General features: G+C 65.1%; 12 protein-coding genes, 1 tRNA gene and 1 CRISPR repeat array. Of the genes, 8 read left to right on the plus strand and 5 right to left on the minus strand.

Going from position 1 to position 16,315, the window contains the following annotated elements; translation table 11 throughout:
* Nucleotides 1–19: 19 nt before the first annotated feature.
* Both GFY24_RS29660 and GFY24_RS43850 read left to right on the plus strand, forming a co-directional pair.
* On the plus strand, nucleotides 20–943 hold the full coding sequence (locus GFY24_RS29660; RefSeq protein ID WP_153808403.1) for a LysR family transcriptional regulator: 924 nt from the start codon (nucleotides 20–22) through the stop codon (nucleotides 941–943).
* A gap of 196 nt (nucleotides 944–1,139) precedes the next feature.
* The gene (locus GFY24_RS43850; RefSeq protein ID WP_375336121.1) at nucleotides 1,140–1,319 is read left to right on the plus strand and encodes a helix-turn-helix domain-containing protein; all 180 of its coding nucleotides are present in this window, start codon (nucleotides 1,140–1,142) and stop codon (nucleotides 1,317–1,319) included.
* Between the two features lie 7 nt (nucleotides 1,320–1,326).
* On the opposite strand, the gene GFY24_RS29670 is transcribed toward GFY24_RS43850, so the two are convergent.
* Entirely contained in the window at nucleotides 1,327–2,583 is a 1,257-nt protein-coding gene (locus GFY24_RS29670; RefSeq protein ID WP_309231500.1) for a cytochrome P450, read from the minus strand.
* A gap of 148 nt (nucleotides 2,584–2,731) precedes the next feature.
* Between GFY24_RS29670 and GFY24_RS29675 the strand changes: the two genes are divergently transcribed.
* A complete protein-coding gene (locus tag GFY24_RS29675) occupies nucleotides 2,732–3,913 on the plus strand; it encodes an NAD(P)/FAD-dependent oxidoreductase (RefSeq protein ID WP_153808405.1) in 1,182 nt (393 codons plus the stop codon).
* Between the two features lie 53 nt (nucleotides 3,914–3,966).
* Here GFY24_RS29675 and GFY24_RS29680 read toward each other — a convergent pair whose 3' ends face one another.
* On the minus strand, nucleotides 3,967–5,964 hold the full coding sequence (locus GFY24_RS29680) for a TerD family protein (RefSeq protein ID WP_153808406.1): 1,998 nt from the start codon (nucleotides 5,962–5,964) through the stop codon (nucleotides 3,967–3,969).
* Between the two features lie 622 nt (nucleotides 5,965–6,586).
* Here GFY24_RS29680 and GFY24_RS29685 point away from each other — a divergent pair.
* The gene (locus GFY24_RS29685) at nucleotides 6,587–7,327 is read left to right on the plus strand and encodes an SDR family oxidoreductase (protein ID WP_153808407.1); all 741 of its coding nucleotides are present in this window, start codon (nucleotides 6,587–6,589) and stop codon (nucleotides 7,325–7,327) included.
* A 51-nt stretch (nucleotides 7,328–7,378) separates the two neighbouring features.
* On the opposite strand, the gene GFY24_RS29690 is transcribed toward GFY24_RS29685, so the two are convergent.
* On the minus strand, nucleotides 7,379–7,774 hold the full coding sequence (locus tag GFY24_RS29690) for a hypothetical protein (protein ID WP_153808408.1): 396 nt from the start codon (nucleotides 7,772–7,774) through the stop codon (nucleotides 7,379–7,381).
* Between the two features lie 480 nt (nucleotides 7,775–8,254).
* On the opposite strand from GFY24_RS29690, the gene GFY24_RS29695 reads away from it, so the two are divergent.
* Nucleotides 8,255–9,406 carry a DUF1214 domain-containing protein gene (locus GFY24_RS29695; protein ID WP_153808409.1) on the plus strand — a complete coding sequence of 384 codons (1,152 nt, stop codon included), beginning with the start codon at nucleotides 8,255–8,257 and terminating at the stop codon, nucleotides 9,404–9,406.
* A 262-nt stretch (nucleotides 9,407–9,668) separates the two neighbouring features.
* A tRNA-Pro gene (locus GFY24_RS29700) sits at nucleotides 9,669–9,745 on the plus strand.
* 91 nt (nucleotides 9,746–9,836) lie between these two features.
* Here the strand turns inward: GFY24_RS29700 and GFY24_RS29705 are convergent.
* The gene (locus GFY24_RS29705) at nucleotides 9,837–11,219 is read right to left on the minus strand and encodes a site-specific integrase (protein WP_153808410.1); all 1,383 of its coding nucleotides are present in this window, start codon (nucleotides 11,217–11,219) and stop codon (nucleotides 9,837–9,839) included.
* Between the two features lie 83 nt (nucleotides 11,220–11,302).
* Nucleotides 11,303–11,899 carry a hypothetical protein gene (locus GFY24_RS29710; RefSeq protein WP_153808411.1) on the minus strand — a complete coding sequence of 199 codons (597 nt, stop codon included), beginning with the start codon at nucleotides 11,897–11,899 and terminating at the stop codon, nucleotides 11,303–11,305.
* 142 nt (nucleotides 11,900–12,041) lie between these two features.
* Here GFY24_RS29710 and GFY24_RS43090 point away from each other — a divergent pair, with 142 nt between their 5' ends.
* Nucleotides 12,042–12,173, plus strand: coding sequence for a hypothetical protein (locus tag GFY24_RS43090; RefSeq protein WP_255458748.1), 132 nt, complete (start codon nucleotides 12,042–12,044; stop codon nucleotides 12,171–12,173).
* Nucleotides 12,174–13,438: 1,265 nt separating this feature from the next.
* Nucleotides 13,439–13,906, plus strand: a complete 468-nt coding sequence (locus GFY24_RS29715; protein ID WP_153808412.1) for a hypothetical protein — start codon at nucleotides 13,439–13,441, stop codon at nucleotides 13,904–13,906.
* Nucleotides 13,907–14,033: 127 nt separating this feature from the next.
* Nucleotides 14,034–15,098: a CRISPR direct-repeat array (repeat unit 29 nt; unit sequence GGGCTCACCCCCGCGCGTGCGGGGAGCAC).
* Nucleotides 15,099–16,315: the final 1,217 nt, after the last annotated feature.

Genomic DNA, 16,315 nt, shown 5'->3' on the forward strand with positions numbered 1-16,315 from the left:
TATCTGCAAAGATGCACAAATGAGCGTGACCCCCGCCACTCCCCGGCCAAATCCGGACGACCTGCTCGTCCTACTCGCGGTGGGCCGCACCGGCCGCTATGTCGCAGCAGCCGATGAACTGGGGCTCAACCACACCACCATCTCGCGTCGCATCGCGGCACTCGAGCACGCACTCGGCGGACGAGTGCTGATGCGCGGCGCGGGCGGCTGGGAACTCACCGAACTGGGCCGAGAAGCCTTGGCAGCGGCCGAAACCATCGAATCCGCGGTTCGCGCACTGGGTTCGGGCACCGACGGCGTCCGCACCCTCGAGGGGGTGGTGCGCATGTCCGCCACCGACGGCTTCAGCGCCTATCTGGCCGCACCGGCCATCGCGCGGGTCCAGCGCGACCACCCCAAGGTGACCGTCGAAATCATCACCGCAACCCGCCGGGCATCACTGCAACGTTCCAGCCTCGACATAGAAGTAGTGGTGGGCAAACCTCAGGTCCGCCGGGCCGAAGCCTTCCCCCTCGGCGACTACACCCTGGCGCTCTACGCATCCGAGTCCTACCTCGCCGTGCACGGCTCCCCCGAATCCGCGGCAGACCTGTCCAATCACCCCCTGGTCTACTTCATCGACTCCATGCTCCAGGTGGACGATCTCGACCTGGCCCCCACTCTCTTCGCACCCACCATGCGCGAATCAATCTCCTCCACAAACGTTTTCGTCCATGTCGAAGCGACCCGCGCATCCGCTGGCATCGGCCTGCTCCCCTGCTTCATGGCCGACCGGCACCCCGATCTCATCCGCGTCCTCCCGCACCAGGTGGCCGTCCGCGTCACCTACTGGCTCGTCACCCGCCCCGAAACCCTGCGCCGCCCAGAGGTTGCCGCCATAGTCCGGGCCCTGCGCAGCCAAGTGTCGACCATGCGCACCCAACTTCTCGGAACGATCCCCTGACCTGTCCGCGGGATCGAAAAGGGCGGCGGTGAGATCGGCGCGGTAGCCGCCGCGACGATTGAGGAAATCCACGGCCTCCGCGTACACCGGTACCGAGATCGCATGGCGTCCAAGGGAATCGGGACGAGAGGGATCTCGCGGCCGGTGGCCCGAACCGATCGCCGCGGCGACCGGTTCGGGCCCACACGCCCGGCTATTGAACGAACGCCTCAATCGGGCCGAACAGCTCTTGGAGACAACGGAATTGCCGATCGAGCTGATCGCCCACCGGATCGGCTACCGCACCGCGGCGGTCTTCCGCGAACAATTCGCTCTCCGCCGCGGCCTGGCTCCCCGCGACTATCGCAGGACCTGCCGCGGCGGCGAGCCGGGCTGAGCGCCCGCTACTCCGCGGGCTTGGTGCCGTAGTCGACCTGAAACTCCTTGATGGCGTTGAGCCATCCCGAGCGCAGGCGTTTCGGGTCGCCCAGTTTGGTGAGGTTGGGGACACGCTCGGCCAGGGCTTCGAAGATCAGCGACACTTCGAGCCGAGCCAGGTTCGCGCCGACGCAGTAGTGCGCGCCGGTGCCGCCGAAGGACAGGTGCGGGTTGGGGTCGCGCAGGATATCGAAGCGGTTCGGCTCCTCGAAGACTTCCTCGTCGAAATTGGCCGAACGGTACACCATGACAACGCGTTGCCCCGCAGCGATTTTCACGCCACCGAGTTCGGTATCAACCAGGGCGGTGCGCTGGAACGAGGAGACCGGGGTCGCCCAGCGAATGATCTCGTCGACGGCGGTGCCAGGGCGCTGCTGCTTGTAAAGCTCCCACTGGTCCGGGTTTTCGAGGAAGGCGATGATGCCGTGCGTGATGGCATTACGCGTGGTCTCGTTACCGGCAACCGCCAGCAGAATGACGAAGTAGCCGAATTCGGCCGAGCTGAGCGAGTTCCCGTCGATATCGGCATTCACCAGCTCGGTGACGATATCGTCGGCGGGACTGTTCTTGCGCTCCTCCGCCATGACGTAGGCGTAGCCGATGATCTCCATGGCGGCGGTGAGCGGGTCGCCCTCGAAATCCGGATCGTCGTAGCCGGTCATCGCATTGGACCAGTCGAAGACCTTCTTGCGGTCCTGCTGCGGTATGCCGATCAGCTCGGCAATGGCCTGCAGCGGCAGCTCGGACGCCACCTGGGTGACGAAATCGCCCGATCCGGCCTCGGCGGCGCGCTGGACGATGGAGTGCGCACGCGCGGTCAAATTCGCACGCAGAGCACCGATTACGCGAGGGGTGAAGCCCTTCGAGATCAGCTTGCGCAGCTTGGTGTGCTCGGGGGCATCCATATTCAGCAGCGACGCGCGCTGGGCCTCGACGGCCTCGCGCGCGATATCGTCGTTGAAGCGCGGAATCGCGGTGTTCTCGAAGCTGGAGAACTCGGCGGAGCGCAGTGAGATCTCTTTGATATCAGCATGTTTGGTGACGACCCAGAATCCGTCATCGGCGAAACCGCCGACGTCGTGGGGCTGCGGATTCCACCAGATGGGCGCGGCCCGGCGCAGCTGCGCCAGTTCTTCGACGGGTACCCGCTGAGCCCACAGCTCGGGGTCGGTGATGTCGAATCCCTCGGGTAGGTCGGGCCGGGTGTGCTGGTCATGTATCACGTTTCAAATATATAACAGCGCGTTACGTAATGTAATGCAATCGCCGATTTCAATGGTGACCCAGGTCACGCCGACGGGGTGTCACGTTCACGAGGGCTGAGCTGTCCCATAGCCGACCACCACGAACGAGCCCTTGGAGGCAGAGGCCATGAATACCGATCACACCCACCAGATCGTCGTCCTGGGCGCGGGCTACACCGGCATGCTCGCCGCGGTCCGGCTGGCCCGCAATACCCGCAAACTCGATACCCGGGTGACGCTGGTGAACCCGTCGGCCCGCTTCACCGAACGGCTGCGCATGCATCAGGTCGCGGCCGGGCAGGAGTTGACGGACTTCGGGATTCCGGAGCTGCTGGACGGCTCCGGAGTGCGGTTCCATCAGGCCGCGGCCACAGCCATCGATACCGCCGCGCGTACGGTCGCACTGAATGACGGCGTGACGCCGAGCTACGACACCCTCGTCTACGCGCTGGGCAGCAGCACCGACACCGGGAATGTGCCCGGGGTCGCGGACCACGCCTGGACGCTCAACGATCCCCGTCTGGCACACCGCTTTTCGCTGCGGCTCCGCGAAATCGCGGCCGCGGGCGGCACGGTCACGGTCTGCGGCGGCGGACTCACCGGGATCGAAGCCGCCACCGAGATCGCCGAGAGCCATCCCGATCTCACCGTCACGCTGATCAGCTCGGGTGAGCCCGGCGCGATGATGGGCGATAAGGCGCGCGCCCATCTGAACAAGGCCCTGGACCGCCTGGGCATCATCCGCAGAATCGGCGTGCGGGTCATCAAGGTGCTGCCCGACGCGGTGCGCGTGGACACCGGCGAACTCGTCGCCTCGGACCTGACGCTGTGGACCACCGGCGTGAAGGTCTCACCACTGGCCGCCGATGCCGGAATCGCCACCGACGCAAAGGGTCTCATCATCACCGACCCCACCCTCCGCTCGATCTCACACCCGGAGATCCATCCCATCGGCGACGCCGCCGCCATCCGCATGGCCTGGGGGCAGGTCCACGGCACCTGCCAGACCGGCCTGCCCACCGCCGCCTACACCGCCGACGCCATCACCCGCCGGCTCCGCGGTAAGACCGTGAAGCCCTTCCGGATCGGCTACTTCCACCAGCCGCTCAGCCTCGGCCGCCATGACGCCCTCATCCAATTCACCAATGCCGACGACACCCCCAACCGCTGGTACCTCGCGGGCAAAGCCGCCACCCTCTACAAGGAATTCGTCAGCAGCACACCACCATTCGCCTACAAGATGAGCAAGCATATGAACGCTCAGGTCCAGCTGTCCAAGGGCGGCCGCGCCACCCGCCACACCGCGTGAGGCGTTCGGGGCGGGGCCGGATCAGCCGGCCCCGCATCAGCCGGCATTCGAGTTCACGACGGCAGCGGGCTCGGATTGTTTCCGGCGGGCACCCAGCCGCGCAACGGCTGGACCACAGCCCCGTGGAAGGCATCGGTCGCCGATGTCACGCTGCTGATGAAGCTCGTCGCGGTCCCGGATCGCCGGTTCCCCATCGGGAAGGACTGCTCGAGGGTGAACGACACGATCGTCCCGGCTCGACCCGCCGTCAGCACCTTCGGATTCGCCCGCACCTTGTCGAGGTGTTCGCAGGCCTCGTTGCCTTCGGAGAACACCGCCTCGACCTGGACGGTCCCCGGCGCGTCCTGGAGCTGCTTGAGCAGCCATGACAAACGACGACCCGAAGACCCCTCATCGGGAGCGTCGAGGGCGATCCGACAGCGAATCCTATTGGTACGCATATCCGCGACTATCTCGAGATCACCGGCGGTATCGGGAATCTGCAATACCGCCTCGAACGTGCCATCGGTCACCAATCGCTCCGCCACCGCCGCATTGCGGGCCGCGGGATCGGAGCGATGCCGACGCGGCAGTACATGTTTGACGGTCGCCCCGAGCTCCGCGGTCAAACGCAGCGCGAGATGCCGGGACAGCGACACCCAGGTTTCGGCAACCGCCAGCGCCTTCTGATCGCCCGCACGCAGGGTCCGCGCCACCACCGCGTCCCGGACCGCGACCCAGTGCCTGCCCATATCGACGAACTCCGCGGCCCCCGAGCGGGGATGATCGAGATAGCGCAGGAACTCGTTCAGCAACCACGCCTGCAGATCGTCCTCGATACCGCCGTGGGACAACAGCATTCGCGCCTCGTGCGCCACCTCCGCCCACGACAGATGCCGCAGCGCGACCTTGGCGAGCTTGCGCCGGTCGACCTCGACGGGAAGTTCGCCGGGACCTGCCGGAATATCATTCGACAGGCTCACCACGACGTCGTACTTCTTCTTGCGCGCCACATCGAGGTAACTCTCGAGCTGCTCGCGCTTGAGCTTGCCGCTACCGGTCTTCACCTCGAGCAGACCCGTCCACACTCGGCCGCCCCGAATCACCTTGAGCACCGCGTCCGGGATGACCGTCGCCTCGCCCCGCTCATACTGCACCTCGATGAAACCTTCGAAAGCGCCTGCGGGAGCGCCCATTCGCGCGCACAGTGCGCGCGCGAAGGGGCGAACGGCCTGCATGGTCGCGATCAGCGCGGAGGTGGCCCGGCGCTCCTGCTCCTCACCGGCGCCGACCCCGATCACCGAGAAGAGCCGGGCAGGCTGCCATGAATCATGCTCGGCGAGTTTGAATTCGATCGGCTTGGCCTTCTTCGCAACCTGTTTGGCGGTGCGCACACCTCGGGCCGGGCGCGCCGGCCGGGCGGTCGACTCCTCGGGTTGCTCGGTTTTCAGGTCGGGCACGGAGATTTCGATGGCTTGCCCCGCGGTCGGTTCCAGCTCGCTCACAGCCTCCGATCCCGCCGTCGCTTCGCCCTCCGAATCGTCGGCGACGTCGACGCCGAAATCCGCTGCCAGACCGGCCAATCCGGAATCCCAGCCCTCCCCCACCGCGCGCACCTTCCAGGCCCCCGCGCGCCGATACACCTCACCGAACAGGAAGGCCGACTCCGTGGTGGCATCCGCCGTCACATATTCGGCCAGCGCCCGGCCGGCCCCGTCGACCACACAGAACGCGATCTTGCCCAGCTCACCGAAGGTGCCCGCGCTGGTACTCGCGGCGAGGGCCACCGTATGAACCTCGTCCGGCAGCGCCGCCAGTTCGATGGTGATCCGGGTCTGCGCACCCTCCTCGGTCGCGCTCGAACCCAGGAATCGCACCGAACCGTCCGCCGATTCCGGCTGATTGTAGAAGACGAAATCATTGTCGGAGAGCACCTTTCGATCCGCTCCGAGTAATAGCGCGGAGGCGTCGACCGCGACCTCGGCCTCCGTCCACCCGATGACGACATCGACCCGCTCGACATCATCGGACAGCGCTACATTCTGCCCTTTGGACAGCATCGAGGACGTCAAGGTCCTCCCCTTCCGCGATTCAGCACGCACAATCACGCGCGAATCCAGGTTCACAGACGAATCCAGCGAAGTCACGGCATCCGTTATGACGAACTGTGCCAATCTCTGCGCAAATAGTGTTGTCGCACTGGGTGTTTCGATCCATTTGCGAGGTCCGGCTCCCCCGATCCCGATGACCGGACACCCGGCAACCCGAGAATTCCACTGGCCACGGCCGTATACCTGTCTCCTGAGAAATTCCCGAAACACCCCCGGTTCGCATCCATTCTTTGGTGCGGCGCACTCATCGGCGGCGCAATCGGCGGCTCCGGCAGCGCCCTCCCCGGAGCCCTCATAGGCGCGGCAATCGGCGCCGCAATCGGCTGGTCCCTGCTCTCCCCGCCCGGCCCCCCACTGGGCTGCTGGCAACCCCCGGTTCCCGCGCCGACGAACTGATTCGGCAGCCGAATTAGCCTCGGCCACAATGGAATACGCGCGAACATCGAAATCCCCTCCACCCCCGGGTGGAGGGGATTTCCTTCGCCGTCACCTCTTCGGCCGGATTCAATCAATGATTGAACTGTCGATTGAAACGTGTTTCACTCATGCGGCGGGTGTCGTCGAATTGCGAGGAGAGCAGCATATGGGTGGACGGTTGACGGGGCGCGTGGCATTGATCAGCGGGGCCGCTTCGGGGATGGGGGCCGCGCATGCGCGGGCCTTCGTCGCGGAGGGGGCGGCGGTGATGATCGGCGATATTTCCGATGCTGCCGGTGCGCTGCTGGCGGAGCAGCTCGGGGAGCGGGCCGGCTTCACGCATTTGGATGTCACGCGCGGCAGCGATTGGGAGGCGGCCGTCGCGGCTACGGTCGCGCGGTTCGGGAAGCTCAATGTGCTGGTGAACAATGCGGGCATTCTCGATGGTGGACCGATCGGGACCTACACCGAAAAGCAGTGGCAGAACGTGCTTTCCATCAATCTCACCGGGCCGTTCCTCGGCTTGACCGCCGCCCGGGACGCCCTGGTCGCGGGCCGGCCCGCGGCGGTGGTGAACATTTCCTCGGCCGCCGGAATCCAAGGGGTGCCCGGCGCACACGCCTACACCGCATCGAAATTCGGGCTGCGCGGGCTCACCAAGTCCGCGGCCCTCGAACTGGCACCGCTCGGCGTCCGGGTGAATTCGGTACACCCGGGCGGAATCCTGACCCCAATGCTGGGCGCGGACGAGAACGCCACCCTCGACCGCGGCCAGAATCCGCTCGCCCGCTTGGGATTACCCGAGGAAGTCACACCGCTGGTCGTCTTCCTCGCCAGTGAGGAGTCCAGCTACTGCAATGGCGCCGAATTCGTGGTGGACGGTGGTATGACCGCAGGACGCGCATAAAATTGCCGCGCACCGGAATTCCTGTGCGCGGCAATCTCATACGATTCGAATCTACTCGCCGGCGCGTATCACCTGCAGCCAGAAGACCGGCAGATACTGACTCACGCAGTCGGCGACAACCGTCGAGCCCGGCGCGAACTTCGCGTAGGCGGCCCCCGTACCGAAGTTCGGATTCACCACGGCCGGATCGTCATTCGCCGCAGGGAGCTCGCCGTTGGGCTGCGAATACGAGCCGGGCGGGTAATTCACCACCGGCGGCAGACCACGCACGTTCGGTGCGTCCGTGCTGTAGAGCCCGCACTTCCACCATTCGCCCGGCGCGGACTCCACCTTGATGACGCCACCCGGCTCGGGCGTGAAGATCGGCTGGGCCGACGCCAGTACGGGCACCGAAACCATGAAGGCCGAGGCGAGCGCCGCTCCGGCCGCGAAACGCATGACAGACAAACGATTCTCCTGAATTGAGAGTTTCACGGTCGCCCGGCGGAGGTACCGCTACGGGGTGGCCAACGCTCCACCCACCTGCAGGGCGAGCAGAATCGGCGCCCACACGGGCGCGGTGACCGCGAGCAGGGGCGAGAGCAGGACTCCCAGCAGAATCAGCATGTTCGACAATCTCCTATTCCGCGGATTCCCGCGCTGACTTCACATCCGGGTGGATCGTCGTGTGACGGACCATTTGCTGAACTATCGCTGATGCAGCAAGCGTCCAGTTGCTGGAACACTCTAGCGGGTAGATGGCGATTCAATGAATATCCGCCATACACAGGTCGGATGCTGTGACGACCGCGTCAACACCGGATCGAGACCGCTGACATACGGCACTTTGCCCGCATGTTGCTATGAAACTCTGGAATGCACCCCGGGAGGATGTGAACCAGGCCCGTTCAGCCGCTCGCGGCCGTCCGATCAGGAGGATCACATCAGATGACCCAGTCGATTCCCGCCGCCTACCTGACACCGGACGTGGTGGATCCACCGATCGGAAAACTGAACTTCGTCGACGGCGCACCCACCGCGGAGACAGCCGACGCGGTCCTGACTCACCTGGACTATCTGCGCGGTGTCGACGCATCCCTCGGCGCGTTTCGGCAGGCCTCGGTCTACCGCCTCGTGCAGGGCTTGCGGGAGTTCGGTACAGCCGACAACGATGTGACCATCTTCAGCGAGCTCATGGACGCGACCTCGCTGTTCCTCACCGCCAATTGCGACACCGTGTACTTCTGGTCGGTGCTCGACCTGTCCGCCGGGCCGATCGTCGTCGACGTGCCGGAGAACGTGCTCATGGTCTTCGACGATCTGCGCTTCGAATGGATCACCGACGCCGGGACGCCCGGGCCGGATCGCGGGGCAGGAGGGCGATACCTGTTCTACCCCAAGGGTTTCGACGGACCACTGCCGACCGGCGGGTACTTCGCGTTCGAATCCGCCACCCCACAGGTCATGGCATTGGGACGCGCCTTTCTGGAAGACAACGATCCGGCACCTGCCGTACGCCGGGTCAAGGATCAGCTGAAGATCACCCCGTATGTCCCGGGCGGATACGACATGATGGCCCCACCCGCGCACATCGACCGCGACAGCGTCCACCTCGCCGAATCCACCGTCGCACTACGACTCAACGGCCGCACCGCCATGTTCTACTTCGCCACCTTCGTCACACCCGCGATGATCATCACCCTGCCGGGCATCGGATCGCAGTACCTGTGCGCGTACGTCGACAGCAACGGGGAACCCTTCGACGGGGCACGCTCCTACACACTGACCCTGCCACCCGGCATTCCCGCACAGGCATTCTGGTCGATCACGCTGTACGACAACCAGACTCGCTCCATGCTCGCCACCGCTCAACGATTCCCCCGAGCCGGATCGCAGGCCTATCCAACTCCCGCAGCCCTTCCCGCCGCGGACGGCTCGGTGACGCTCGTCTTCGCACCCGAACTGCCCGACGGTGTCGCACAAGGCAATTGGATCCAAACCGTACCGAGCAAGGGGTGGTTCCCCATGCTGCGGCTCTACTCCCCCACCGCAGCCTTCCTCGACAAGTCCTGGCAGCCAGGCGAAATCACCCCCGCCTGATACCGCCGGAGTCGAAATACGGTGATGCCGCCACACCAGACCAGCGGCACCAGCACACCGCCCCGGCCAACCAGCGTCACCAACTGCCGAGTCGCGTGCACCCCAGGCACTTCAGGTTTCGAGCCGACCCCACCCACCCTCACCCGCAGGGCGGTTGCCGGCCCGCCCAACGACCCCCCCAAACCGCCGAGAACCAGCCGATTTGGAGGAACCGGGGGGTGCTGATGTAATCTCATCGAGCACGAAGCGAAGCGGAGTGCAACGGGCTGTGGCGCAGCTTGGTAGCGCACTTGACTGGGGGTCAAGTGGTCGCAGGTTCAAATCCTGTCAGCCCGACCAGGTAGAGGCGGTTTCCGTCCTCCGCGAGGCGGTTCTACGCAAGGTAACTTGCCAAGAACTTGCCAACATGCGGGGGGCGGTTTCTGCGTTTCTAGCCGAAGAGTGCGGCCCCCGCCGCCTTCAGATCTTCGGGTTGCGCGTCGCTGTAGATCGAGAGCGACACCGCAGGGTCGTGGCCGTGCCAGGCCGCCACGATATGCACCGGGATTCCCATCCGCAGCATGAGCGAGACCGAGGAATTCCGCAGCCCCTTCAATGGGATTCGCCGCAGGCCCGCCCGCTTCCGCAACCGCTGGAAGGCATCCGAGTACCGCTCGGGCCGAATCTCGCTGCCGTCCTCCAGGACCGCGATCAGGCGATCATCGGACCACGGAATACCCAGCGCCAGGCATTCGGCCTTCTGCCGGGTCTTCAGCGCGCGCAACGCCGCTGCCAGATCGGCGGGCGGCGGGATATCGCGGTGGGACCGTGCCGACTTCGGACGGTTCTCTTCGGTCTCGGTGCCGATCGCCACTCGGCCCCGGCGGACCTTCAGCGCTTCGTCCGAGAACCGAGTCCACCTCATGCCGAGGACTTCCGAGCGGCGCATCCCATAGGCCGACATGAGCCAGCACGCGTGGAGCCGATCCGAGCGCGCTGCCGTCAGGAAGGTTTCGACCTCGGTCAGCGTCCAGGACTTCGCCGCTGCCTCCGCGTCGTCGTCCTCGGGCATCTCGTCGGCGGGCCGTTCCACGAGCGCGATCACGTTGCGGGGCAACGCGCCCTGGTCCACGTAGGACTGGACCATCATTCCGAATGTGGTGAGGGTGGAACGGACCGTTACCGGCTTGACCCCGGCGGCTGACGGGGCGGTGCTCTCCTGCGGCTGCGCCAGGACGTAGGTCGCGCGCCGGGGACGGGTGACACGGCCGTCCCGGATGAGACCGGACAGGCAGGTGTGAACGTCCTTGTCCGGGAACCGCGCCTTGATCTGCGCGGCCGTGATTCCTTCGGGGTGCCGTCCGATGAGGTCCGTCACCTGGGACATGAGGGAGTCCGGCCGGAAGTGCTTGTGCGAGCGCCGCCCTTCACTCAGCATCCAATCCACCAGCGCGTCCCCGTCCGCCTTCGTGAGCTGCGCCAACTTCTTTCCGCCCATCCGGCGGCGGACCGGCTTCAAGTCGTTGCGGTAGCCCTCCAGCGTGATGCGCCGGATTCCGCGCCTACCGTCTAGCCACAGGTCACACGCTTCGTTCACAGTGATGTCCAGGAGCTTGGTATACGTCCCGGCTGCGACTTCCGAAGTGATCCGGCGGTATTCGCGCCGGGCGGTGGTCACTGTGTCGTAGGTGAACCGCTGGCGGTCGCGGGTGCCGTCCGGCTTCACGCCCACGTCGGCCTGGAACCAGTGGGTCACCTTGCCGTTCTTGGCGGTGTGCTTGTTGATCGGCTCCGCCCGCCTGGCCTTCTTGGTCTTGTCTTCGGTGGTACTCATGGTGTGAATTCCCTTGTAAGAGTGGGTATCTGGGATTGAGTTGTCAGCGTCCGGGTGGGCCGCGCGGTCGGTAATCCACAGACTCAGGCGTCCAGGTCCGTGGTCGTGCGCCAGTCCCGACGCAGGTAGCCGCGCGCCTTCGCCTCACGAATCCAGCGGTCCACGGTGGCCAGGGGGACGGGCTTGTCGGCGGTGCGGAACTGGACGGCCACGGCCTCCCGCGCCGGGGCTCCGATGCGCCGCGCCGACATGAGGGCGGCGGACACCCGCCGGTAATGGTCGGCGTCCAGGTGGCGGGAGGCGGCGCGCTCGGGGCGGGACAGGCGACGCGGCTCGCGCACCTCATCGACGGTCAGGAACTGGCCGTCAGCCTGGGTGATGAACCAGGCCGCCGCGCTGGCTAGGCGGCGAACCGGGGTGGTGCGCATGGTGTTCGGGTCGATATCGCCGCCGTCGTCGGCCGCGATTACGCGCAGTTCCACCAGGCGCGGAGCCGATCCGCTCAGGTCCACGCGCACCACATAGCGGGTGGCGTGCCCGACCAGGGGGACCGAGATCAGGCCGTCGTCGGTGCCGAGCGTGCCGGAGACGCGAGTGATACCGGCGGTGTCCACGTCTCCCTTGATCGGCGCAGGCGGCGGGAGTTCATCCGGGGTCTCCGGGAAGTTGTCAGCCTTCACGCTAGCTAACGATAGCTGAATGTCTGGACTCTTGTCACTCAGTCCGACAAAGTGGGTGGCATGAGCGAAAACACCGGAGACTGGATCCGCACGGCAGTTCTTCATCTTCATTCGATTCCCGAGAAGAGGAAGGAGCACGCTGATGCCTGAGAGCAAGCCCATCACGCGGTCTGCCGTGTCCGGGCGGGGGTTCGGGCGCAGCCCGGATTCCCTGATCCGCATCACCGAAGCCGATACGATGCGTGGCTCGCTGGCGCGCGATACAGCCTGGTGAGGAGCGCATTCACCCACAATCAGAGCAGTCCTAAGACATAAGGAGCTCAGCAATGGGGACAGACCCGAACACTACCGATGACACGAACGCCCGAGCACGCTCTTTGAGGATACGGCGGACCTGAAGGAGCTGTTGATGACATCAGACACCGACCGCACGATTCCCACTCGACAGGCGCGCCGCAACGGTGTTCGATGGAGCGCACCACCGGGAACCAGCACAGGCGCTGTTGCGCGGCAACCTTCACCATCGCGGCGCAACCGCAGTGGGACAGGATGCCACCGTGGGATACGACTACGACTTCAACTGCCCCACATGCCAACACGACGACCAGGTACAGAACGTGCCTGCCATCCGGGCATCAGGAACATCGACATACTCTGATGAGGCCCTGCCGCGCCGTAGAAGCGAACCGTCGTGCGCCATCGACCATTCTTCTGCTTCTTCGGTTTCGTCGGAACACCGAACGTACCCACCGGCTTCGGGATCCGGCCTCCCATCTGTCACCTCCGTAAGTCTGGACCGTTGCGGGCATCCGCCCGATCAATCAATAGGTCTCGTTGTGGTTCCTGCGCCCGAACGCTGAGCAGGTGGCTACACAGCAGCGATCGTCGAATCTCTCGGAGACTGCCGGTGGCCACGGCATTCAACACTGGACAAGGTCAGGAAGCCGCACAAGCACCGAAAAGTTCGCTGAATAATTGCCAGTACTGTCGTGCTACAGACCGCTCCTGAACACTCGCCGTTCCGACAACCCCAGGCCGGTGGGCGCGTGAACTTTGCGCTCACCTCGATCGTCATCCCCATGGCTCTGCTTACCAAGGACTTCATCAGGTTGTGATCGGCCGCGCGAACCGCGATTGCCGCTCAGCCCGATGCGCAACACCCGGGCCGGCGGTGCCCTCCCCGATGATCATCCAGACAGCCCGTGGTCGACGATTCCTGTTGTGACACAAACAAGCTCGATGCCAGGGCTGCGGTGACCGGCATGCGTGACGGCGGGTGCGAAGGTTCATGTGAAATGGTTCGTGTTTGGTACAGCAAGGTATCCGGTATCCGTCCGGCTGGGCGGAAGCCCAAGAGCGACAAGGCCAACGGCGAGGTTCCGACAGAACTCGACATCCCTGCGGGTGGCAGACGACAAGAACACCCCGTTCGTTCGCCTCGATCAGGCTGGACGCGCCCGTAGCGGCCACATCTCATACCAGACAGAAAGGGCCTACCCAGGGCAGTGAGCGAACGCCGGTTGGAATAAGCCCCCAACGGTGGACCTAGCTGGACGTTATTCCAACAGGACTGACCTGCAGAAACTCGAAACCACCCGGGCTAAAATCGACGCCGGGCAAGGCTCATCCGCCCAGCGCCGACGCAAGAAGCCGCCAGCGACCAGACTCCCCGAGCCCCGCAAGATCGAGCGACGTCTCCCCTCCGCGACGGTCGAGGAACTGATCCAGGCCTACGGTGACGGCGCATCCACCGCCGAACTCGCCGCACGATTCGAAATCTCCAAGACCGCGGTACTGACACTCTTGACCAAGCACGAGGTCCCCCGGCGGTATCAATCCATGACCACCCCAGACATCGACCACGCCGAACGGCTCTACCTCACAGGCCACTCACTCACCAGCTGCAGCCGACTCACCGGCTTCCCCGCCAGCACCATCAGAGACGCCCTGCGCACCCGCGGCACACCCATGCGGCCGGCCGGAGGCCGCCGACACGGGCCACACTAGCGACGCTCGGCGTGTCGACACACCGAAACGTCCACTGAATACATCCCGCAAGCAATCAGCTAGCAAATTCGCCGGACGTCACCCGATTCGCGCGTAGGAGGCGTCCTCTGCCTGGTCTCGGGACTCCTCTGCTTTCCCCGCGCGTGCAGGGAGCACGTGAAGCCCGCGAGTTCACCGGCGACGAACGACGGCTCACCCCCGCGCGTGCGGGGAGCACCTGTGGCCATTGCGACCTCGATCGTGAGATCTGGGCTCACCCCCGCGCGTGCGGGGAGCACTCGGGGTCGAAATTGGGCACTTCGATGGACATGGGCTCACCCCCGCGCGTGCGGGGAGCACTATCCGTCGCCGTCGAGCCAAACGTATGCCTTGGGCTCACCCCCGCGCGTGCGGGGAGCACCCACTGAATTCGACGGCTTGCATATCGGTGGGGGGCTTACCCCGCGCGTGCGGGGAGCACAGCACCTCGACGGGCAGCCGTGGCGTGCAGTCGGGCTCACCCCCGCGCGTGCGGGGAGCACCCTCGGGGTCGGCGGACAGCTGGAACTTCTGGGGGCTCACCCCCGCGCGTGCGGGGAGCACAGATCACCGAACACCGTCTTCAAAACTTCGAGGGGCTCACCCCCGCGCGTGCGGGGAGCACTGCATTGCTCCCGACGTGTCCGCCGTCGTGATGGGCTCACCCCCGCGCGTGCGGGGAGCACTTGCGTTTCTGCTGCCACGTGTTGACGGTGTCGGGCTCACCCCCGCGCGTGCGGGGAGCACTGCGCCGAAAACGATCTGCGGTGCGGCGCATGGGGCTCACCCCCGCGCGTGCGGGGAGCACCGTTTAGGCGGAAGGACCTTTGGCTGGGGCGTGGGCTCACCCCCGCGCGTGCGGGGAGCACTTCGTCGGGGCCGACGGGGCCGATGATCTTGGCGGCTCACCCCCGCGCGTGCGGGGAGCACCGGGGGTGTGCGGTGATTCGGACCAAGACGGTGGGCTCACCCCCGCGCGTGCGGGGAGCACTCGTTGTAGGTGGCGCGCCGCAGGAAATCTTTGGGCTCACCCCCGCGCGTGCGGGGAGCACATGCGATAGTTAGTTAGCGAAAGGATCGAAGTGGGCTCACCCCCGCGCGTGCGGGGAGCACCCGTTCCGCGGCGGTGAACATGCCCGCGTTCAGGGCTCACCCCCGCGCGTGCGGGGAGCACTTCCTGACCAGCCGTTCCACAGCGCGAGTACCCGCTTTTCATTCACTTTATGTTGCGTTCCGCGCGGACCGAAACGCGACAACACCCACCTACCCGCCTCTCTCACCTACCTTGTGGACACTCTTCGAAAATCGATACTGACACACTTTCCGCGAGTGCCCCGATCGAAATCTGCACGGGGTCTTGATATTTGACGATGACCTGCAGGATCTCGTCCACCGCACGTGCTGAGATGGAGCCCGCGACGCCGCACCCAGCACCATCAGTGGTTTACAGCGGTTAGACCGCCTGTGCGTGAACACCCGATCGACACCTGATGCTGGTTCATGACGTTCGAGCACCACAGCGGGAGAACTCATCAGACCCGAAGGAGCGCTCGACGACCTCGGAGACCAACCGCACTATTCCCACTCGACAGCCGCGCCGTAACGGTGTTCGATGGATCGAACCATCGCACCACCGGGAACCAGCACAGGCGCTGTTGCGCGGCAACCGTCACCACCGCAGCGCAACCGCAGTGGGACAGGATGCCACCGTGGGATACGACTTCAACTGCCCCACATGCCAACACGACGACCAGGTACAGCGAGTGCCCGCCATCCGGGCCTCAGGAACCTCGACGTACTACGGATCCGACTACTACTCCGGAGTCGGCATCAGCCCGAGCGGTCTCGTCCCGGTGTTCGGCTCGACCACGATTGAGCGAACCCGCTCCACCAGGCTGGCGCAATCACTGGCACCGGAGCCGGAACAGCGACGCACAGGCAAACTGATTCTGCTCGGCCTCATACTCTCGATGCCCGCGCTTCTCATCGCTGTTGCCGCTGTCATAGGAATCGTTCAACCCCACAAGGATGTCTCAGTGCCCCTGTACATCCTCGTATGTATGGGTTATGTGTTCTCACTTGCGACCCCTTCTCTGCTGCTACTCGCAGCAGCTGTACTTAGGAGGCGCCGCAACAATCGAATCATCCGTGGTCGCCGCGCCGCTCGAAGCGTTTGGAACGCCGGCTACTACTGCCACCGATGTGGCTACTGCTTCTGGCCATACGCCGTTGCACCCGGAATTCCAGCGCAACAGTCTTTCTCTCCCAACGACTTCCGCCGGATCGTCTGGAGTGCAGGCGGTTACGCAAATAGCTAGCTGAAGGTCCTCGCAGCTATGGGACAGGAGCACTGCACAATCGAAGGCGGCCGCATTCTCCTGACTACCAGCA

It is taken from the genome of Nocardia sp. SYP-A9097, from assembly GCF_009649815.1.
Lineage (GTDB): Bacteria > Actinomycetota > Actinomycetes > Mycobacteriales > Mycobacteriaceae > Nocardia.

What these genes read in the sequence shown, in the direction of transcription:
- GFY24_RS29660 (WP_153808403.1), top strand. Translation starts at nt 20, where the DNA reads ATGAGCGTGACCCCCGCCACTCCCCGGCCAAATCCGGACGACCTGCTC.
- GFY24_RS29675 (WP_153808405.1), top strand. Translation starts at nt 2,732, where the DNA reads ATGAATACCGATCACACCCACCAGATCGTCGTCCTGGGCGCGGGCTAC.
- GFY24_RS29685 (WP_153808407.1), top strand. Translation starts at nt 6,587, where the DNA reads ATGGGTGGACGGTTGACGGGGCGCGTGGCATTGATCAGCGGGGCCGCT.
- GFY24_RS29695 (WP_153808409.1), top strand. Translation starts at nt 8,255, where the DNA reads ATGACCCAGTCGATTCCCGCCGCCTACCTGACACCGGACGTGGTGGAT.
- GFY24_RS29705 (WP_153808410.1), bottom strand. Translation starts at nt 11,219, where the DNA reads ATGAGTACCACCGAAGACAAGACCAAGAAGGCCAGGCGGGCGGAGCCG.
- GFY24_RS43090 (WP_255458748.1), top strand. Translation starts at nt 12,042, where the DNA reads ATGCCTGAGAGCAAGCCCATCACGCGGTCTGCCGTGTCCGGGCGGGGG.